At 71.4% G+C, this 19,644-nt stretch carries 16 protein-coding genes and 4 pseudogenes; 8 read left to right on the forward strand and 12 right to left on the reverse strand.

What is annotated here, in order from left to right:
- The first annotated feature begins 71 nt into the window (after nt 1–71).
- Together BX286_RS33270 and BX286_RS33275 are read left to right on the forward strand one after the other, a co-directional pair.
- Nucleotides 72–947, forward strand: coding sequence for a DUF4389 domain-containing protein (locus BX286_RS33270; RefSeq protein WP_121017347.1), 876 nt, complete (start codon nt 72–74; stop codon nt 945–947).
- Between the two features lie 279 nt (nt 948–1,226).
- Complete coding sequence (locus BX286_RS33275; protein ID WP_261993589.1) at nt 1,227–1,652, forward strand: subtilase-type protease inhibitor; 426 nt, start codon at nt 1,227–1,229, stop codon at nt 1,650–1,652.
- Between the two features lie 73 nt (nt 1,653–1,725).
- Here BX286_RS33275 and BX286_RS33280 read toward each other — a convergent pair whose 3' ends face one another.
- Together BX286_RS33280 and BX286_RS37685 are read right to left on the reverse strand one after the other, a co-directional pair.
- Nucleotides 1,726–2,673: a M56 family metallopeptidase gene (locus BX286_RS33280; protein ID WP_121017349.1), complete on the reverse strand. Its 948-nt coding sequence runs from the start codon at nt 2,671–2,673 to the stop codon at nt 1,726–1,728.
- 15 nt (nt 2,674–2,688) lie between these two features.
- Complete coding sequence (locus BX286_RS37685) at nt 2,689–3,078, reverse strand: BlaI/MecI/CopY family transcriptional regulator (protein ID WP_261993590.1); 390 nt, start codon at nt 3,076–3,078, stop codon at nt 2,689–2,691.
- Nucleotides 3,079–3,241: 163 nt separating this feature from the next.
- On the opposite strand from BX286_RS37685, the gene BX286_RS33290 reads away from it, so the two are divergent.
- Both BX286_RS33290 and BX286_RS33295 read left to right on the forward strand, forming a co-directional pair.
- Entirely contained in the window at nt 3,242–4,078 is an 837-nt protein-coding gene (locus BX286_RS33290; RefSeq protein WP_079423494.1) for an undecaprenyl-diphosphate phosphatase, read from the forward strand.
- A 223-nt stretch (nt 4,079–4,301) separates the two neighbouring features.
- Nucleotides 4,302–5,747: an amino acid permease gene (locus tag BX286_RS33295; protein ID WP_079423492.1), complete on the forward strand. Its 1,446-nt coding sequence runs from the start codon at nt 4,302–4,304 to the stop codon at nt 5,745–5,747.
- A 27-nt stretch (nt 5,748–5,774) separates the two neighbouring features.
- Here BX286_RS33295 and BX286_RS33300 read toward each other — a convergent pair whose 3' ends face one another.
- From BX286_RS33300 to BX286_RS33320, 4 genes are all read right to left on the reverse strand, one after another.
- Nucleotides 5,775–6,626 (reverse strand): GNAT family N-acetyltransferase, encoded by an 852-nt coding sequence (locus BX286_RS33300; protein ID WP_079423490.1) that lies wholly within the window; start codon nt 6,624–6,626, stop codon nt 5,775–5,777.
- A 120-nt stretch (nt 6,627–6,746) separates the two neighbouring features.
- Nucleotides 6,747–6,983: a chaplin gene (locus BX286_RS33305; RefSeq protein ID WP_079423488.1), complete on the reverse strand. Its 237-nt coding sequence runs from the start codon at nt 6,981–6,983 to the stop codon at nt 6,747–6,749.
- Nucleotides 6,984–7,360: 377 nt separating this feature from the next.
- Nucleotides 7,361–7,765 (reverse strand): C40 family peptidase, encoded by a 405-nt coding sequence (locus tag BX286_RS33310; RefSeq protein WP_237292522.1) that lies wholly within the window; start codon nt 7,763–7,765, stop codon nt 7,361–7,363.
- Nucleotides 7,766–8,207: 442 nt separating this feature from the next.
- Complete coding sequence (locus BX286_RS33320) at nt 8,208–9,230, reverse strand: glycosyl hydrolase (RefSeq protein WP_107502395.1); 1,023 nt, start codon at nt 9,228–9,230, stop codon at nt 8,208–8,210.
- Between the two features lie 216 nt (nt 9,231–9,446).
- On the opposite strand from BX286_RS33320, the gene BX286_RS33325 reads away from it, so the two are divergent.
- Nucleotides 9,447–9,650, forward strand: coding sequence for a hypothetical protein (locus BX286_RS33325; RefSeq protein ID WP_121017350.1), 204 nt, complete (start codon nt 9,447–9,449; stop codon nt 9,648–9,650).
- Between the two features lie 84 nt (nt 9,651–9,734).
- On the opposite strand, the pseudogene BX286_RS33330 reads toward BX286_RS33325, so the two are convergent.
- The 5 genes and pseudogenes from BX286_RS33330 to BX286_RS33350 all read right to left on the reverse strand — a co-directional run.
- Nucleotides 9,735–10,136: pseudogene (locus BX286_RS33330) on the reverse strand (carboxylesterase family protein); the annotation flags it as partial.
- Nucleotides 10,137–10,365: 229 nt separating this feature from the next.
- A pseudogene (locus BX286_RS38150) lies at nt 10,366–10,545 on the reverse strand (carboxylesterase family protein); the annotation flags it as partial.
- A pseudogene (locus BX286_RS33340) lies at nt 10,514–10,735 on the reverse strand (carboxylesterase family protein); the annotation flags it as partial. The pseudogenes BX286_RS33340 and BX286_RS38150, both read right to left, overlap by 32 nt.
- 240 nt (nt 10,736–10,975) lie before the next feature.
- Entirely contained in the window at nt 10,976–11,890 is a 915-nt protein-coding gene (surE, locus tag BX286_RS33345; protein WP_187344247.1) for a 5'/3'-nucleotidase SurE, read from the reverse strand.
- 97 nt (nt 11,891–11,987) lie between these two features.
- Nucleotides 11,988–13,235 carry an MFS transporter gene (locus BX286_RS33350; protein ID WP_100864850.1) on the reverse strand — a complete coding sequence of 416 codons (1,248 nt, stop codon included), beginning with the start codon at nt 13,233–13,235 and terminating at the stop codon, nt 11,988–11,990.
- A gap of 879 nt (nt 13,236–14,114) precedes the next feature.
- Between BX286_RS33350 and BX286_RS33355 the strand changes: the two genes are divergently transcribed.
- Complete coding sequence (locus tag BX286_RS33355) at nt 14,115–15,677, forward strand: carboxylesterase/lipase family protein (RefSeq protein WP_121017353.1); 1,563 nt, start codon at nt 14,115–14,117, stop codon at nt 15,675–15,677.
- A 222-nt stretch (nt 15,678–15,899) separates the two neighbouring features.
- Here the strand turns inward: BX286_RS33355 and BX286_RS33360 are convergent, their stop codons facing one another.
- Entirely contained in the window at nt 15,900–16,997 is a 1,098-nt protein-coding gene (locus BX286_RS33360; RefSeq protein WP_121017355.1) for a protein kinase family protein, read from the reverse strand.
- Nucleotides 16,998–17,454: 457 nt separating this feature from the next.
- Here BX286_RS33360 and BX286_RS33365 point away from each other — a divergent pair, with 457 nt between their 5' ends.
- A complete protein-coding gene (locus BX286_RS33365; protein WP_079423471.1) occupies nt 17,455–18,195 on the forward strand; it encodes a class I SAM-dependent methyltransferase in 741 nt (246 codons plus the stop codon).
- A gap of 117 nt (nt 18,196–18,312) precedes the next feature.
- Nucleotides 18,313–18,780, forward strand: a pseudogene (locus BX286_RS38155) (transposase); the annotation flags it as partial.
- Nucleotides 18,781–19,644 lie beyond the last annotated feature (864 nt).

Genomic DNA, 19,644 nt, shown 5'->3' on the forward strand with positions numbered 1-19,644 from the left:
CACCCCCAGGCCCCCGGCCCGGCCGGACCGTCAGCGGGGCCCGCGCGCCCCACCCACGGCAGGAGCGCCCCATGACCACAGGCTGGAACCCCCACCCGCCGCAGTCCGGCCGGCCGCCGGCCGAACACCTGCCGGAGCTCGACGTCCCGCCGCCCGGCCGCCAGCGGCGCTGGACGGTCCTGCTGCGCTTCCTCCTGCTCCTGCCCCAGTTCATCGTCACGGCCCTCCTCGGCATCGCCGCCTTCTTCGTGACGGTCGTCGGCTGGTTCGCCGCCCTGTTCACGGGCCGCCTCCCGGCCGGCATCGCGGACTTCCTCGGCGGCTACCTCGCGTACGAGACCCGGGTGACCACGAGCGCGATGCTGCTGGTCGACCACTACCCGCCCTTCTCCTTCGACGGGCAGGGCCACCCCGCCCGGATCGAACTGCGCCCCGGTGAGCTCAACCGGCTGGCCGTGCTGTTCCGGATCGTCCTGATGATTCCGGCGGCGATCGTGACCAGCCTCCTGCAGTACGGCCTGGCCGCCGTCTCCTGGGTGTTCTGGCTGATCACACTGGTGCTGGGGCGCATGCCCGTACCCGTCTTCGGTGCCGTCGCCGCGGTGGTGCGCTTCCGCATGCGCTACCAGGCGTACGTGATGATGCTGACCTCCGCCTACCCCAAGCGCCTCTTCGGCGACGGTCCGCCCGCGGGACAGCCCCTCACCCCGGGCCCGGCCCAGGCGCCGGCCGCTCCCTCGGCCCCGGCCGCGCCCTCGGCCACCCGGCCCCTGCTCCTCGGCACACCGGCCAAGGTGCTGGTCGTCCTCATGCTGGTCCTCGGCCTCCTCGGGACGGGCGTCTCCCAGACGGTCCAGCTCCGCCAGGAGCGCTGGGACTCCGGAGCCGCGGCCGCGGCCGCAGCAGCCGTACGCGGAGCCGCAACCGCGCCGATCCGGACAAGCTGAATGGCCTCCAGGTGTACGCGCGGTGCGCAGCACCAGGTCAGCGGCCCCGCCCGCGCGGCCGAAGCGGTGATCACACCCCGTTCCCGACCGGACACGGAGCGAGCGCACCCCGGCTGAGCTGCCCGAACACCCCAGCGCTATCCGATATTCGAACAGGCTGTCCGTAAATAGGTCATGGACATGCGCCCTACCTTCGCATCCGACAGACTCGGCCCCATCGAGGCGCGGCAACGCAACCAAATGCCGCGCAAAACCTTCGTATCGAAAGCGAGTCTTGTCGTGCGCTACCGCTTCGCTGCTGTCCCCGCCGCCGCCCTCCTGTGCCTGGCCGGCGCCACCGGCATGGCGGAGGCAAAGCCGACCAGCCTGTACGCCCCCTCCGCCATGGTCTTCTCCATCACCCAGGGCGACGACGCCGCCGGCGCCACGGTCCTGCGCGCCGCCACCCTCAGCTGCATGCCGTCGGCGCAGGGCACGCACCCCGACCCCAAGGCCGCCTGTACCGCCCTGAACTCCACCGGCGGCTCCTTCGACCGCCTCCTCGCCGCCCCGGACACCGGCCGCGCCTGCCCGATGCACTACGCCCCGGTGACCGTCACCGCCGACGGCGTCTGGCAGGGCAGCCGCGTCTCCTGGAAGCACACCTTCTCCAACACCTGCGCCATGTCCGCGACCTTCAACGGCAACGCCGTCTTCGCGTTCTGACCCGCGCCGCAGAACCCGTCCGGCCGTCGCCGTGCCCCGCGCGACGGCCGGGCACGGCGACGGCCGCCACCCGTCACGCCCGGTGGTACCGGTGGACGTGCGCGAGTTCCAGGAAGCAGTGGAGGTCGTACGCCGCCTCCAGCGCACACACGCTGGTCGCCGCCAGCAGGACCGCCGCCGAGGCCAGCAGCAGGGGCCGGCTCCGGGGCGCGGGGGCGAGGAGGGCGGCCACACGCCGCGGCACCATGCCGGGCCCCGGCCGGCGCCCCAGGATCCCCAGGGCCGCGGAGGGGATCCGGCGCGCGGCGCGGCCGCGCTTGGCGGCGACGGCCGCGCGGGCGACCGTCTCGGCGACCGCGCGGCGGTTGCCGCACCGCTGCGCGGCGTGCTCGTCGGCCCACCGCTCGACGGTGTAGGCGACGGCGCCCGCCAGGGGCCGCAGCAGCGGGTTGGCGGCCGCGGCCAGCTGCGTGAGGGAGACGAACGCGTAGTGGTGGTGGCGCAGATGGGCCTGCTCGTGGCTGAGGAGGATCTCGCGCCCGGCCGGGTCGAGGGCGTCGAGCATCCCGTGGGAGATGACGATCCGCCCCGGCAGCCCCGGCACGGCATACGCGTCCGCCCCCGGGTCGTCCGTGACGACGACCGGCCCCGGGCCCGGCATGCAGGCCGCTTCGAGCGCCGCGGCCCACAGCGCGCCCGCCCGCCGCGCGGCCAGCCGGACGGCAGCCAGGACGGCGAGGGCCAGCAGGACGGCGCCCGCGAGCGCTGCGGGCCACCCGGCGGGATCCTGCCGGGCGATCACCTCCGGCGAGTAGCCCTTCAGGGCGTCGACCAGCGGGATGCGCACCAGCCCGGCCAGTGCCAGCAGACCCAGGACCAGCGTGCTGGAGGCGGCCAGCACCAGACCGGCCGCGGTCAGCAGCCAGGTCGCCAGCCGGGGCTCCAGCCGGCGGGCCAGCGGCTGAGCGCACAGTCCCGCCAGGGCGGGGAAGAGCAGGGGGAGGTAGACGGCCAGATGCATCGCTGAGGACCGCTCCTATCCCTCGGGGCCCAGCAGGCGGCGCAGCAGTTCCTCGTCGTCGTCCGACAGCTCGTCGACGAAACGGGTCAGCACCGAGGCGCGGTCGCTGCCGCCCTCCATGACCCGGTGCATCTGCCGGGCGGTCAGCCCGGGCTCGTCCGTGACCGGCGCGTAGGCGTAGCTGCGCCCCCGCGGGGTGCGCTCCAGGACACCGCGCGCGTGCAGCCGCGCCAGGGTGGTGGCCACCGTGGTGTGCGCGCGGGCGGCCGTGAGCCGTCCGGCCACCTCGCCGGGGGTGAGGGCCCGGCCCGCGCCGTGCAGGACGGCGATGACCTCGCTCTCCAGGGCCCCGTTCGCCCGCCGTGCACCGCCGCCCCGGCCCGCGGGCTCCTCGCGCGTGCCCACCGTCGCTTCCTTCCGTCCGCCTGTCGTCCGTCGTCCGTCGTCGGTCGTCGGACGTCCGGGATCCAGAGTAACTTCTATTCGCGAATAGAAGTTACTCTGTCCGTCGCGTGCGTCCGGACAGGATGCCCGATGCCCCGTTGAACCCAACCGAAGGTGAAGGCACGTGAGCGCGATCAGTGTGGGCCAGGCCGTAGTCCTGGGCGTCGTGGAGGGGGTGACGGAGTTCCTGCCGGTCTCCTCCACCGGCCACCTCAAGATCACCGAAGGGCTGATGGACATCCCCGTCGACGACAAGTCCGTCGTCGCCTTCACCGCCGTGATCCAGGTCGGCGCCATCGCGGCCGTCCTGACCTACTTCTCCAAGGACATCGCGCGGATCGTCACCGCCTGGGGGCGCGGGCTCGTCAACCGCGAGGAGCGCTACCACCACGACTACAAGTTCGCCTGGTGGGTCATCTACGCCACCATCCCGATCGTCGTCGTCGGCCTCGCCGCCAAACCCCTCATCGAGGGGCCGCTGGCCTCCCTGTGGGTGGTCGCCGGCTCGCTCATCGCCGGCAGCGGCCTGATGTGGGCGGCCGACCAGATGGGCCGCCACAAGCGCGGCGAGGACGACACCTCCCTCAAGGACGCCATGCTCGTCGGCTCCTCACAGATCCTCGCCCTCCTCTTCCCCGGCTTCTCCCGCTCCGGCGCCACCATGTCCACCGGCCTGATCCTGGACCTGGAACGCGTCGCGGCCACCCGCCTGTCCTTCTTCCTGGGCATCCCGGCCCTCACCGGGGCGGGCCTGTACGAACTCAAGGACGCCCTCGGCGCCGGCGTGGACACCCTCCCGCTGGTCGTCGGCACCGTCGTGTCCTTCGTCGTCGCCTACGCCTCGATCGCCTGGCTGCTGAAGTTCGTCGCCAAGCACTCCTTCAACGCCTTCGTCGCCTACCGGATCGTCATCGGCCTGCTCCTCTTCGGCCTCCTGGGCACAGGAGTCCTGACCGCCTGAACCCCGCCCCCGTCGCCCGCCCCACCGCCCCCGGCCGCCCGCGCGACCGGGGGCGGCGGACGTCCCGGGCGGGGAGGCCACGGCGCGGCGGACCGCCGCCATCCGGCCCATGGGCGCGACCGGGAGCCCGGCACCCACAGGTGCCCGTCGGAGCGCCTAGTTCCGCAAGTACGCCGCTTCCGAGATGATGTGCGCTCGTCATCCCCGGCGGAAAGGAAGGCACATGGCCACCGTGTGGTCAGGGCAGGGCGCATTCCGTCGCAAGCCGATCGAGCACATCGAAGAGCCCGAAGGCGCACCCAGCGAGCGCCTCACCCGCACCCTCGGCCTGTGGCAGCTCACGGCCATCGGCGTCGGCGGCATCATCGGCGCCGGCATCTTCACCCTCGCCGGAACGGTCGCCAACGGCGTCGCCGGACCGGCCGTGCTCGTCTCCTTCCTCATCGCCGGCATCGCCAGTGCCGCCGCCGCGTTCTCCTACGCGGAGTTCGCCGGCCTGATCCCCAAGGCCGGCTCCGCCTACACCTACGGATACGCCGTCCTCGGCGAACTGGCCGGCTGGTTCATCGGCTGGGACCTGCTCCTGGAGTACACGGCCATCGTCGCCGTGGTCGCCATCGGCATCTCCGGCTACTTCAACTTCCTCCTGGAGGAGACCGGCGCCTCCCTGCCCACCTGGATGCTCGGAGCCCCGGGCACCGGCGAAGGACACCGCTTCGACCTCATCGCGGCCGTCCTGTGCCTGTTCACGGCCTACCTGCTCACCCTGGGCATCAAGAACGCGGCCCGCTTCGAGACGGTCGTGGTCGGCCTCAAGGTGCTGGTGGTGCTCCTCGTCATCATCGTCGGCTTCTTCCACATCAAGGCCGGCAACTACACCCCCTTCTTCCCCTTCGGCGTGGGCGGCGCCTTCACCGGAGCCGCCACCGTCTTCTTCGCCGTCTTCGGCTACGACGCGATGAGCACGGCCGCCGAGGAGTCCAAGGACGCGCAACGGCACATGCCCCGGGCGATCATCTACTCCCTCGCCATCGCCATGGTGCTGTACGTCCTCGCCTGCCTGGTCCTGACGGGCATGCAGAAGTACACCGACATCGACCCGGAGAGCGGCTTCTCCAGCGCCTTCAAAGCGGCCGGACTGCCCGTCGTCGCCGACATCATCGCCGTCGGCGCCATCATCGGCATCCTCACCGTGATGTTCACCTTCATGCTCGGCGTGACCCGCGTGTGGTTCTCGATGAGCCGTGACGGACTGCTGCCGCGCTGGTTCGCCAAGACCCACCCGACCCGCCACGTCCCCACCCGCGTCACCTGGATCGTCGGCGTGGCCTCCGCCGTCATCGCGGGCTTCGTCCCGATCGGCGAAGCCGCCGAACTCACCAACATCGGCATCCTGCTCGCCTTCGCCGTCGTGTGCACCTCGGTCATCGTCCTGCGCTACCGGCGCCCCGATCTGCCCCGCTCCTTCCGCACCCCGCTGATGCCCGTCCTGCCCGCCGTCGGCGTCATCGCCTCGATCTGGCTCATCACCTACCTGCGCGTGGAGACCTGGATCCGCTTCGTGGTCTGGTTCCTCGTCGGTCTCGTCATCTACTTCGGCTACTCCTACCGCAACTCGCGCCTGGCCCGGCCCACGGGCACGCCCGGCAGCGGGGGCCTGCCCGAATAGGACACGCGCCCCCGGCCGCCCCACCCCTCAGAGGCTGATGGAGCGGAACTCCTCCAGCACGGTGAACCCGGTGCTGTCGTACAGGCCCATCGCGACCTCGTTGCCACCGAAGACGTTGAACATCAGCGCCTCGTCACCGCCCTGCCGGGCGGCCCACTCGCCCACGGCCATCGCGGCCCGGCCGTAGCCCCTGCCACGGTGCTCCTCGTACACCTCCAGGGAGAAACCGAAGGTGACGCCCGGCAGGTAGCCGTGGTTGACCCAGCCGCTGCCGACCGCCTCACCGCCGGCCTCCAGCACGTAGAACGCGTGGCCCGGCGTCAGGTAGCCCTGCGGCAGCTGTTCGGCGAAGTCCCGGTCGGACTTCTCCTGGGCCTGCTGCGGCGTCAGCGCCCCGGCCCGGACGATGTCGGCCACGTACGAGGCCGCCTCGCGCGCGTACCAGTGGGGATACTCCTCCTCGCGCAGCCGCCGGACCGTCAGACCGGGCGGCAGTACGGGCCGTTCGGCCACCGCGCGGATCCGGTTCTGCCCCCGTACGGGGTAGTCGGCGAAGGCTCCCGGCCCACCCGTGAGCCGGACGACCACCCGCTCGGCCCCCTGCTCCGCACACCACCGCTCGGCCCACGCCCGGCCCTGCGCCGCCGTCAGGTCGTGTATCCGCCCCACTCTGGCCCCGTCCTCGTCGGTCACCCCGACGGCCACCCACCCCGTGCCGTCCGTGGCCAGCGTCCAGTCCTCGACGCCCCTCACGGCCCGTTCCAGCAGGGCCTGGGCCAGGGGCTGCGAGCACCCCGCGTCCCGGTAGGCGGCCAGCAGCCGCTCCTCGAACCCGCCCCGCCACTCGCCCTGTTCGGCGACGATCTCCATCTCGGTCATCCGTCCAGCCTAGCCAGCGGCACCGACAGAGCCCCCGGGGCCGGCGGACGTGGACGACGGCCCCGCCCGGACGTGGTGCTCGCCGGACGGGACCGTCTGAACGGCCGGGGGCCGCGTGGATCAGGCGTTGACGCAGGTGTTGCCCGCCGCCGGGTTGAGCAGGCCGATCACGTTGATCGTGTTGCCGCACACGTTGATCGGGATGTGGATCGGAACCTGGACGACGTTCCCGGACAGCACGCCCGGGGAGCCGATGGCGGCACCGTTGGCGTTGGCGTCGGCAACGGCGGAACCGGTGGCGCCGAGGATGCCGACAGCAGCCAGCACGGTGGCGGCGAACGCAGTGCGAATACGCATGTCACTCCAAAGTCGATGACGGACGTCGAACCAGGATCACACCGCCTACGCGGCCCTTTCGCCCGGCATTCACCTGACCAACGGCGTGTCACGGTGAATCCGCGACACGCCGCCGCCGATCCGCACACTTCTGCGCGGAACGACCGTTCGACAGGGCGGGCCGGCCGCAGCGGGCGATTTCCGGCGATGCCCGCGGCAATTGCATTCGGGTGGCAATCATCCGTTCTCCCGCTCGTTCATTCACCTTGGCAGGCGGAATTGACGGCCGGGCCGGGCCGGGAGGGTGTGCGGGGGGTGGCGGGAGCTCCGCAGCACCGATACTCTTTTACAGCACGCCCATAGAGCTCGGGATTTCCGGGAGCCTCTATCGGGTGGCGTTAATTGGCCCGGCTATAGCGGGCGGTGCCCGTCCAGATGCGTTCCAGCCGGACGCGGGTGCCGGGTCGGGGAGCGTGCCAGATCTTGTCGTGGCCCGCATAGATGCCGACGTGGCTCATGGTTCCCCCGGTGGGGAAGAAGACCAGATCTCCTGGTGCGCGCTGGGTGCGCGAGATGTGGTCGGTGCTCTCGTACTGGGCCTCCGCGGTGCGGGGGAGTACCCGGCCGGCCACGCGGAAGGCGTAGAGAGTGAGGCCCGAACAGTCGAATTCGGCGGGCCCGGTGGCGCCGTAGACGTAGGGTGCGCCCTTCTTGGACGCGGCGACGGAGACGGCCTTTATGCCGTAGAGGGAGGCGGCCTGGGCGGGGGTGGCCGGGGTGAACAGGGCGGCGGTTACGGACACTGCGAGGAAGAGGGCCCGAGAGCGATGACTCTCCCTGTGTTTTGTTGTCTTGGGCAATCGTGATACCTCCGCATTCAGATACAGGAACAAACCATGATGGTGACTGTTCTCGGTGACTGCGTTACGGCTCCCGACGACGGCCCATTTTGCACGAAATGTTCATGCGTGAGGTGTCGGACACGGCAGGAAATATCTCGGTTGGGCAAAGCAATCCGAGATGATATTCCTTCACTTTGTCCGACCATTGCCCCGGCCGGCGCGGCCGCGCAGACGCACCGAAGCGCGCGTCAGCGACGCGAACCCCCCCCGGCCACCAGCCGGACCAACCGGCCGGGAAGAGAGAAACAGCCGCCCCGCCCCCGCCGCCCCCTCACCGCCCCAACGCCAGAGCACCCCCGCGCCCCCCGCCGCCGCGCCCCCTACGCCCCCCGCCCGCCCGTCCTCACGGCGCGAACGGCGGAGCCGGACGCCCCTTGCGGTGGGGCGACAGGAACTCCCGGAACACCCGCGCCGAGCGCGGGTTCTCACCGCACTGCCACACACCGTGCGGGCAGTAGTCCGTGATGCTGTGGTACACCGGCCGGTGATCGGCGATCCACGCCAGCATCCGCCGCATGTACTCCGGGTTGTCACCGTTGCGGAACAGCCCCCACTCCGGGTACGAGATCCGCTTGTGGTGCGCCTTCGCGAACTCGACCTGCTGCCGCAGCCCGTACGGCTGCTCCACCATCTCGTCGAACGAATCCCCCGGAGGCTGGTCGTAGGAGTCCATGCCGACGATGTCCACCACGTCGTCCCCCGGATAGCACTTGGTCCACTCGATCGCGTCCCTGCCCCGGTTGGGAGCGAAGTCGAAGCGGAACCGCTGCCCCTCAGCGGAGCGCATGGCGGCCACGATGCGCCGCCAGTACCGCTTCCAGTTCCCCGGGTCGGGCCGGCACCGGTGGGTGTAGTTGAAACCGTTCATCTCCCACCCCAGCACGATCACGGTGTCCGGCACCCCCAGCCCGACCAGACGCTTGCCCAGCCGCCGGAAATGCTGGTCGAACTCGCCCTCCGCCCCGGAACGGATCAACTCGGCCACCCGCTCGTCCGGCACGTCCGCCTCGTTGCCCTCGAACATCGGCACGTTCAGCACGAACAGCCGATCGCGCCGCTCACCCCGCCACCGCGCCCAGCTGCGCAGGGACTCCGGCGCGCCCTCGATGTTCTCCCAGGTGTCACCGGGCAGATACGTGTGCCCCGCCCGCACCTCCGTCCCCCCGAGCCACCGGGAAAGCCCCTGCATCCGGTCCACCCCCGGCGTGCCGTAGTGGAGGTAGGCGCCCACCGCGACCCCCGGCCCACTGCTGCCGGACGCCCCCCGCGGCGCCGGAGCGCCACCCCCTCCACCGCCGCCGGCGAGCAGCCCCACAACGGCCACGCCCGCGCAGGCGCCGGCCATCCACCGCCCTCTACGGGACATGTCGTCTCCACAAGCCTCGGGAACCGATGTACGTGACAACGACGCTAGACACCCCCACGCACCCCGGCCCGCCCGAGGCCCCGATCCTGCGCCATTCGCGGGACCGCGCCCGCCGCGCCCGGACCCGACCGGGTGAACACACCCGACGGCGCGTCCCTTCGGGTGACCGGCGGCCACGGACGGAACCACCACGGCGTCCGACCGCTCCCCTGAGACATGAACGCGAATGAGATCACCATCGAGATCCGGGGCCTGGAATCCGCGGCCGTCAAAGCGGCCGAACAGATCTCCGCCCTGTTCCCCACCACCGTCCCCGCCCCGCCGAGCCCCCTGCGCGCCGGGGACGAGGTACTCGTCCGCATCCGGGCCGACCTCGGCCCCGCCCCCGACGCCGGAGGCTACACGGACACCTGCGCCTGACACCCTCGCGAGCGCGACCCCGAGCCCGGCCACCGGACCCCGCCGGCCCGCCCCGCAGACCGGCCGGGCAGCGAGACGGGCGGTTCACGGAGCCCCCCGCACAGCGGCCGGGGAGGGCAGGGCAGCCCAGAAAGCACACAGGTGGTCGGCGGCGAAAGAGGCCGAAGGCCCCGTGCGGCCCGGCCCGAGGGTCAGGACCGTGTACCGGCCGGGACGGACCACCGGCCACGCAACCTCACCGGGAAGGAACGGGCTGCCAGTGCGGGCGAACGCCCCCCAGCGCCGTTTCAGACCGTCCGCGCAAACGCTCTGGGCGGCGGTGAGAGGACGCCCGGCCATGGTGAAGTCGTGCAGGTAAGCCAGTTCGGCGCTGTGCGCGTTGGCCATGTCCAGGCCCGGCAGCTGCGCCCCGGCGAGGGTGGGGGAGTCCGGGTCGTCGAACTCGTACGCGTACGTGGGCACCTGCGCGGCGAAGACGCTCGCCGTTTCGTTCGAGGGTGCGGCAGGCGAACCCGGAGTCGGTGAGCACCGCCGACAGCACCTCGAACGGCGTGGACCGTCCCGTCACCGGACAGCGGGCCGGCACCTGCGGCGCCGCCGGCCCGAACAGGGCGGCGATCCGGCCGGTGTACTCCCGTTCCGTCAGGTACGGCTGGGTGCCCGCGACGAAGAACCGTGCCTCGGCCCGGGTACTGCCGATCAGCACCGGCACCTTGTGCCACCGGCCGGCCGCGATCGCCTCGGACGGCTGCGCCGGGAGCAGGCCGTCCCCGAAGGCGGGCCCGGGCACCGGACGGGCGCGGGCTGCCGAGACCAGGGCCGCGACCGGAGCCGCACGCAGGCACCCGGCGCGGGTGGCCGCGTCAGGACAGCCGGCCGCGGCCGCGAACCCCACCGCCGCGTCGGCCGCCTGACCGGAACCGGGGGGCGCCGAGCAGCGAGCAGGGCCCGCTCTGGAGGATGGCGCGCGAGAACAGCCCCGCCGTGTGCGCGGAGGCGAGCATCGCACAGACGGACCCACTGCCGGCGGACTGCCCCCACACGGTGACGTTCGCGGGGTCGCCGCCGAACGCGGCGATGTTCTCGTGCGTCCACCGGCGGCGCGGCGTACGGGACGCCCAGGAACTCCTCCGCCGGCCCTTCGACCCGCCCGGCGAGCCGGCCCTCGCCGATGGCGACGAACGGCGGCGCCGGGGCGACGGCCCCGGCCGCCGGCGGTGCGGACAGGGCCGAGACCGCCGACAAGACGAGGAGAAGGGCCAGAACCTTCGACAGCGGCTTCATGAACGGCGTGAACGGCATGAACGACCTGGGCGTCATGGACGTCATGGGCGCAGACCTTTCAGCAGCGCCGCGGCCGCGGCCCTGTCCGCCGTCCCGCCGCTCCAGTCGGGGGTGATGGGAGTGACGGACACCCGGTCGGCGCCGACCGCCTCCACATCGCCGCCCCTGCCGGCCGGTGCCGGCACCAGCGCCACGTCCACCTTCCAGGTCCCGTCACCGGAGTCGGTGTAGCGCGCCCCGAGACCCAGCTGCGGATCCTGAGTCGTGACCGACACCCCGCGCGCCGTACCGGTACCGTCCGCGCCGACCACCGGGTGGTTGACGTGCAGGCCGACGTGCTCGGGCAGCAGGCGGCCGCCCCGCGCCCGGTCCCGGAGCCGGTCGATGAGCTTGACCGCGAAGTCCCCGGTGGGCCGCACGGCGTTCAGGATCTGCTGCGGGACGGGGACGGCCAGCTCGCCCGTACTCACCGCGAGGGCGGGCACCCCCCGTTCCAGGGCGGCGACGGCACCGCCGACCGTGCCCGAATGGGTCGCCAGAGCGGCCACGTTGGGACCGAAGTTGGTGCCGGACACCACCAGGTCGGGCGCACGGTCACGGAACACGGCGGCCAGGCCGAAGGACACCGCGTCGCCGGGGGTGCCGTCCACGGCCCACACCCTCGGCTCGGGGTGCTCCACCCGGACGGCCGGGCCACTCATCAGCTTCGTCCCCGCGCCGCTCTGGTTGGTGAGCGGGGCGACGATCGTCACCTCGTGCCCCGCGGCCGTCAGCCGGTCGAACAGCAGCCGGATGCCGGGCGCGTCATAGCCGTCGTCATTGGTCAGCAGGATGCGCAGCGGGCCGGACCGGCCGACGGACCCGGGCAGCGCAGCGGCACTCGCCGGCACCGTGCCGGTCAGGGCCGGAACGCACAGGAGCAGGGCGGCCAGGGGCAGAACTCGCTTACGGCTCACGGATGATCCTTCGATGAGGGAGGGGACGGTGAGGGAAAGGGAGGACAGGAGCGGGACCGGCGTCGTGGGACGGGACGGCGCTGGACGGACGGGCCCGTCAGCGCACCTTGCGGATCGGGACGATGGCCAGCGCACCCAGCAGGGACAGGGCGCCGCCGATGAGGAACAGCGGGCCGTAGCCGCCGAGCGCGGTGACGATGGCGGAGGCGACGAACGGGGCGATGATCTGCGGCCCGGCGTTGGCGATGTTCAACACACCCATGTCGCGGGCGGCGTCCTCCGCCCGCGGCAGGACCAGCGTGACCACCGCGGTGTCCACCGCCATGAAGCAGCCGAAGGCGAGCCCGTTGAGGGCACTGAACACCAGCATCCCGGTCCAGGTCGGACTGATCACGGGGATCACCATCACAGCCCCGGCGAGGGCCGCGGACACGCCGACGAAGACCTTCCGCCGGTTCCACCGGTCGGACAGCACCCCGCCGAGCACCGTCGACAGCGCCATCGCCCCCATCGACAACGGCGTCAGCACCGCGATCGCCTCGGCGGGCTCCAGCCCGTCGGGCAGGGCGATGTGGTCGTCGAGGATGTACAGCTGGTAGCCGATGACGGAGAAATAGCCGAGCACCATCAGCGCCCGTCCGATGAACGCCCACCGGAAGTCGTGATCGGCGAGGGCGGACAGGAAGACGGCGATCTTCTCGCGGCGCGAGACCGAGGGCGCGGGCTCGCGCCGCGCCGGCACGTCCCGGCACAGCGCCGTCAGCAGCAGCGCCGCGCCGGCTGCGACCCCGCCGAGGACCAGGTAGCCGGCCGTCAGCCGGCCCGCGGTCTGCGAGGCGATCATCACCCCGACGGTCCCGCCGACGGGCAGCGCCAGTCCCACCACGGCGGACGCGGTACCGCGGCGGGAAACGGGGATGCGGTCGGGCACGATCGCGGTGACGGCGGCCTGGTAGACGTTCATCGTCGCCTGCACCAGGCACCACCCGATGCCCACCCACAGCGCGGTCCGCGCACCGCCGAGGAACGCCATGCCGGCGAGCGAGGCCAGCGCGCCACCGAGGATCCAGGGGTTCCGGCGGCCGGTCCGGTCGGACAGCGCGCCGGCGATGGGGTTGAACACGGTGCCGAAAACCGCGCTCGCACCGCCCACCGCCCCGAGGATGGCGACCTTGTGCGCCGGGTCGATGTCCGCGATCTGCGTGGGGAGCAGCACGGAGCCGACGCCCATGTACAGGGCGAACATGGAGGAGTTCGCGAGCAGGAGCAGCAGCAGGAGGCCGCGTCCGCGGCTCTCCGGAGCCGCCGGGGGCGCCTCCGGCTGCATCAGTTCATCAGCTGTCACGGTGACCACCGGGGGTGAGGGGCGCGTGGAGCGCACGGCGGGGGACTGGGGGGAGCGCCGGGACGACGGACGTGTTCGCGCTACGGCGGCCGCAGGCCGAAAAGCGGCATACCAGGCCTACGGAACGCCACTGAGTTACACGTGTTATCACTGGCTTGCTGCATTGTGTAGCAGCCGTGGCAGGCTGTTGGATAGGCCCAGTAACCATTTGAATGACGACCGTGACCGACGGAATGTGGCCCCTCTCGTTACACGTGTACCTACTCGCGGGTCGCACTTGCATCCGCCACTCCGACGGTCCAGGGTGGCCGGAAATAGCCGCGCCACAGCCGCCATGCGCAACGCCCGGCGGGCCGGGCGGCCGCCGCCCAGGCCGCCCCCGTGTCCGCTTCCCAGCTCCCTTCCCGGAGGTCAGCCGTGCCCCCGTCCCCCTGTGCACACCCGCGACGCCACCCGCTCCCGGCTGCCGCAGCCGGCGTCGCCGTCGTGGCGGCCGCCCTGCCTGCCGGGTTCGCCACCCGCGCCGAGGAGACCGGCCTTCCAGGGGCTCGGCGACCACTGCATGAGCGCCTGATACACGCTTCACCGCAGGAAGTGGTGAGCGGGTCCACCCGCGCCCCGGACGTCCTGGGCGGCCCCTTGGGCGTAGTCGTGCCCATGGTCCTGCCGAGCCCTCGCCATCCATAGACGCTGGCCATCCGGGTTACTCGTGTCCTCGGGGGTATGCGGCCTCAACGTCCCCGCGGTCCACCATGTCGAGGACTGCGGGGCCGCGGCGGTGCATGTATCGAATAATTGACGATCGTAGAATTTGCTACATACCCTGAACATCCCGTGCGGGGCGCCGACACCCGGCACACCCCACCGAGGAGGACGCACATGACGGACGTACCGGGTCAGGCCCCACCCGTCGTACAACTGCCGGCCGGACGGCTGCGCGGGAGCGACGAGGGCGGGATCTGGGTGTTCAAGGGGGTGCCCTACGCGGAACCGCCGGTGGGAGACCTGCGCTGGCGTGCCGCGCGCCCGCACCCCGGCTGGAGTGCCGCGCGGGACGCGACGGCCTTCGGACCGGCTTCGCCCCAGCCGTTCCTCGAGGGCGGGGACCCGGTCCTGGGCGGTCACGGCACCCCGCCGTTCGACGAGGACTGCCTCACGCTGAACGTGTGGACACCGGCACCGGACGACGCCCGGCGGCCCGTGCTCGTCTGGATCCACGGCGGCGGATTCGTCTCCGGATCCGGGGCGTTGCCCATCTACTCCGGAGAAACCTTCGCCCGAAATGGCGACTTGGTGGTCGTCACCCTCAACTACCGTCTCGGCCCCCTCGGTTACCTCTCCTTCGAAGAGGACCGAAACGAGAAAGCGGCCCAAGCGGAGCCGGCCAATCTCTGGTTCACCGACCAGCTGGCCGCCCTCCGCTGGGTCCACGAGAACATCGCCCGCTTCGGCGGGGACCCCGGCAACGTCACGGTCGCCGGCCAGTCGGGCGGAGCCGTCTCGACTGCCGCCCTCGCCGGCCACCCCGAAGCGCGACGGATGTTCCGGCGGGTCATCCTGCAGAGCCCCCCGTTCGGGCTGAACATCCCCACCCGCGACGAATACCGCGAACGCGTCGACGCGTACCGGCGGTACGCAGGGGCCAAAAGCCTGAAGGAACTGCGCGGCCTCCCCTGGGAACGGCTGGCCGAAGCCACCGGGGCGCTCTTCGCGCACACCGCCCGCTGGGGCCACTGGTCCACCCCCTTCCTCCCCGTGCGAGACGGAGTGACGCTCCGGCGGCACCCCGCGCAGACCCTCCTCGAGGAGGCGGCCGCGGACATCGACGTGCTCATCGGCTGGACCCGCGAGGAGGCCAACTTCGCCTTCGCCCTCGACCCGGGCTACGCCGCCATCACGCGGGGCCAGGCACTGGACCGGATCGCACAGGGCTTCGGGCAGGAGGAGGCGGCCGACGTGTACGCCGAGTACGCGCGCACCCGGCCCGGCGCCCGCCCGGCCCACGTCCTCATGGACCTGATCACGGACGAACTGTTCCGCGTCCCCTCCCTGCAACTGGCCGAGGCCCGGGCTGCCGCGGGGCGGCCCGTCTGGGCCTACCAGTTCGACCTCCCGGCGCCGGCCTACGACGGCAGGCTCGCCGCCGCGCACTGCCTCGAACTCCCCTTCGTCTTCGACAACTTCGACAGCTGGTCGCACACCCCGCTGGTCGCCGGGATCGATCCGGCCCTGGGGAAGGGACTGACGCGCTCCATGCACCGGGCCTGGATCGCCTTCGCCCGCACAGGCGACCCGAACCACGCCGACCTGCCGACATGGCACCGGTATCGGACGGACGCGCGCACCACCATGCGCTTCGACTCCGTCACCCTCCCGGTGGACGACCTGGCCGGCCACGCGCGCCGCCTGCACACCCGGCGGAACGCCGCGGCCGCCGGGTAGCGACCGCTACCGAAATCCGGCACGCGGCCAGACCTACCCTCCCAGTCCATTACACGTGTAACCTACGAGAGGCCGAGCGCGAGGGCACGGCCCGCCGGCCCCGAGCTCCTGACAGCTCGGGGCCGGCCCCTCGCCCCCTCCGGGGAGTCGTCTCGGCGCTGGAGAGCACGTACCCGTCCCGGCCCAGCGGGACGCCCTCGAAGGTGCCGACGTGCAGGTCCATCAGGTGATGAACAGGCTGTCCGGCCCGCCGATGCGGCGGATCGCCTCCAGGGGATACGGGGTCTGCCTGCTCTCGAAACGGAACTCGCGGTAGTAGTCCGTCATCACTGCGGCGATGGGGGCGTGGCGGGAGAGGATCGCCGCCACCTGCGACGGGATTCCCGTCGGAGCTTCCCCTCGGGCACAGGCGCGCACGAACGCGCTGCGCTCGTCCCCCCCGTACCCGTACAGGGCGGTGACGAGCCACTGCACAAGGTGGGTGACGGTGTAGCAGCGGTCATACGTCCGGTGTTCGGCGAAGAAGTCGGACTCCTCCCTCGACAGGCCGAACCGGGAGGAGATGGCGAGGCCGTAGTCCGTGAAGAACAGGCGCTTGCCGTCGGTGAGGACGTTCTGGAAGTGGCCGTCGAAATGCAGGAGCCCGCGGGCGTTCATGAAAGAGGTTCCCCTCTCCAGCCCGTTCGCCACCATGGTGCATGCCTGCTCGGCCGTCTCATCGTCGGCTTTGACCTGAACGTCCAGCCAGTCGTGCAGGTTCTGCGGTATGTACTCCAGGAACAGTGCGACGCACGCCGAAGAATCCCGCAACGCCTCGATCCGGTTGCGCACCTGCGGACCGCCTCCCCAGTAGGCGACGGCCTCCTCCACGTCGGCCAGTTCCTCGGGCAACGCCTGCCCGGGATGCGGCAGAACCCGCCAGTGGTACATCAACGGAAAGCCCTCGTGGTCCTGTGCGAGCACCCAGTTCGTCGTCATGCAGTGCACGGCCAACTCCCGCCAGGCACCCCACCCCGGGCTTCCGGGGACCCCGAGGCCGAGATGGCAGAAGGCAGGCAGCCTGAAGAGATTCGCCGTGGACCGGACGTTCTCCGGCTGCCTCTCCAGATCGGTCAGCGGCAGCCGCTTGACGAAGACCGGGGTCCCGCCGACCTCCAGCAACGCTGAGGTCCCGCCGATGCCACAACCCAGCGGAGCAGCCGTATCCACCAGGTCGCGCAGCTCGCGATCACTGCACAGAGCCAGCGATGTGGAGACGGCACCGTAGGCCGCCAAACGCGCACCACGAGACGCGTCGAACCTCTCGACGGCTACCTCCACCAGGGCACCAACCTCTCCGACACACCCGGCCCGCCCAAACGCCGCCCACACACGGCGCATAGCCCTGCCGTTCGCCCCTGCACTGCACGAACGGAGGGCAATCCAGGCCGGACCCCTTGTGACCAAGGATCCGAACGGACTCTGGCCGCACTGTACGTCGAGACCGACAACAAGGCCGGGCAAACAGGATGCCCCGGCAGCCTCCACTGCTCAGCGGCTCAGATCCGGTCTGTCTCGCCGTGGTCGAGCTCCATCCGCACCGCCGTGGACGCCCGGACCGCGAACGCAACCTCCGGCCCCAGGGTCAACCCCTCCGGGACTGATGACCCGGGGTGCTGGATGGATCGGCCGACGCCGTGGGAAGGCGGCGACGAGTTGTGGGCGGCGCATGCTGGTGCGCCGTGGAGAGCGTAAATGCGTAGACAGCACCCCTCGGCACCCGGCACATTGGCCGACCGTGACGAGCAGCGAACTGTGGACCCGTGCGACCGCCGACCGCTACGACGCCGAGGAGGCCGAGGCGTCCTCGGCTGCCGTTCTCGAACCGACTCTCGCCTTCCTCGCCGAACTCGCCGGAGACGGACGGGCACTGGAGTTCGCCATCGGAACCGGACGAGTGGGAGTCCCGCTCCGGGAACGCGGCGTGCCGGTCGTGGGCATCGAACTCTCCGAGCACATGGCAGCGGTGCTGCGACGCAAGATCGACGAGAACACGCTCCCGGTAGTCATCGGGGACATGGCCACCACCGTCGTGCCCGGAGAGTTCACCCTGGTCTACCTCGTCTACAACACCATCACGAATCTGCTCACTCAGGACGAGCAGGTCGAGTGCTTCCGCAACGCCGCACGGCATCTGGCGCCGGGCGGCCGATTCGTCATCGAGCTGGGCGTGCCACCGCTGCGGTTCCTGCCGCCCGGCCAGGTCGCGGTGCCGTTCGATGTCTCCGAGCAGCATCTCGGCTTCGACACCTTCGACCTGGTCGAGCAGATTCTTGTCTCGCACCACTTCACCCGCGACGGCGACGACAGCCACTACCGCCGCGACAACTCCCGGCACCGGTACGCCTGGCCGGCAGAGCTCGACCTGATGGCACGGATCGCTGGACTCGAGCTGGAACGCCGTGTCGCCGACTGGGACGAGACTCCGTTCACCCAGGACTCCGCGAAGCACATCTCCGTGTGGCGCAAGCCAATCTGAGGTAGGCCAGCGCGCTGTCAAGGTAGGCCGTGCCTGTCGTGAAACTCCCGTCGGGAGTCCAGGCGTCGCGTCGCCGGGAGATTTGTCGTGGTCGTAGCCGCGGTCGCGCCCAGCACCCTCCACGAACTCCTGCGCTGCCAGGTCCGTGAACGTGCCGCCGATCAGAGGACCCGACCCTGATGGTGCTGGACACCAAGAGTGTCCAGGCAGCCGCCGGGGTCCCCTCCTCCACGACCGGCCGGGACCCGGCGAAGAAGGGCCGGGCCGCAAGCGAGGACTGGCCGTGGACGTGCTCGGCTTGTCATCGCGGTGATCGTGCCGGCCGCGAACACCCACGACAGCGCCGCGGGCGTCGCCCTGCTGGACCAAGCCGCCGAGCGCACCGGCGGCACAGCCGAGAAGGCTCTGGTCCACCAGGGCTTCAAGAACCAGGTCCTTGCGCATGGAGCCGGCCTGGGCATCCACCTCGAGATCGCCGAACGCAAGCCGCAGGAGAAGGCATGCGTCTCAGCCGAAGCGGTGGAGGTCGAGCGGACCTACGGAATCCTGATACTCCACCGGCGTCTGGTCCGCCACCACGAGCACCATGAGGGCGATCCAAGGGGTGGCTGCGGCGGTCAGCGCCAGCAGCCACCCCACCAGTGGGGGAGGCAGCGCCAGCGCGACGTATGCGGAAAGCCCGGTGCCGACCAGCAGGAGCCCGATGGCGGGCAGGTGCACAGCGGGACGGAAGCGCCGCCATTGGTGCACCCGGCGGCGTTGGCCGGCGAGTATTGCCGGGCAGAAGACCAGACCGGCGACGGCGAGACCCAGGATCCACGGCAGCACGAAACCACTGAGCGAGGTGTGTTCGTACGGCCGGACGCCCAGGCCGGGGGCGGTGGGCGCGTACTGAACCGATATCTCCTCGCCGATGAGCGCCGGGCCCGGGGTCTCGACGTCCACAGTGACCGTGCGCGGACCGTCCACGAAGGGCACCGAGAGGTCGACCGCTGTGCGGTAGATGTTCGATCTGTTGACCCTGGCGAGCCTGCGGGGCTCCGAACGAAGTGCGAGGATCTTCACGTCGCGTTCGACGGCGCCGGCCTGGTGGATGCTCCGCAGCTGGCGGCCGTCCGCACCGTCCGGGCCACTGGCCTGCACCAACGCTGCGGCGGAGGTGAGCACCACCGTGATGCCGAGCACGATCGGGAGGATGCGCGAGGGGCGCGGCTCCCAGAGCCAGCTCGCCGTCCTCGGCCGGGCGGCGACGGAGGCGGTCAGCCAGGCCGTCCCGCACAGGATCGCGATGCCGGTCGGGAGCAGCCGTTCGGCGGTGGTCGCGCCGAGGCCGGACGGCAGGATCGCGATGAGCAGGCTGTGCACAGCCACGTACAAGCCTGCCAGCAGCGTCAGCCAGCCGGTGAGCCGGGTCCACAAGGTCGACATCTTTCCCCCTTGCCAGGAGAA

The organism is Streptomyces sp. 3211.6 (genome assembly GCF_003634815.1).
Classification (GTDB): Bacteria; Actinomycetota; Actinomycetes; order Streptomycetales; family Streptomycetaceae; genus Streptomyces; species Streptomyces katrae_A.

Bases quoted from the DNA above. Each gene is read 5' to 3' on its own strand.
- BX286_RS33270 (WP_121017347.1), top strand. From the start codon at position 72: ATGACCACAGGCTGGAACCCCCACCCGCCGCAGTCCGGCCGGCCGCCG.
- BX286_RS33280 (WP_121017349.1), bottom strand. From the start codon at position 2,673: ATGCATCTGGCCGTCTACCTCCCCCTGCTCTTCCCCGCCCTGGCGGGA.
- BX286_RS33295 (WP_079423492.1), top strand. From the start codon at position 4,302: ATGGCCACCGTGTGGTCAGGGCAGGGCGCATTCCGTCGCAAGCCGATC.
- BX286_RS33300 (WP_079423490.1), bottom strand. From the start codon at position 6,626: ATGACCGAGATGGAGATCGTCGCCGAACAGGGCGAGTGGCGGGGCGGG.
- BX286_RS33305 (WP_079423488.1), bottom strand. From the start codon at position 6,983: ATGCGTATTCGCACTGCGTTCGCCGCCACCGTGCTGGCTGCTGTCGGC.
- BX286_RS33320 (WP_107502395.1), bottom strand. From the start codon at position 9,230: ATGTCCCGTAGAGGGCGGTGGATGGCCGGCGCCTGCGCGGGCGTGGCC.
- BX286_RS33325 (WP_121017350.1), top strand. From the start codon at position 9,447: ATGAACGCGAATGAGATCACCATCGAGATCCGGGGCCTGGAATCCGCG.
- BX286_RS33355 (WP_121017353.1), top strand. From the start codon at position 14,115: ATGACGGACGTACCGGGTCAGGCCCCACCCGTCGTACAACTGCCGGCC.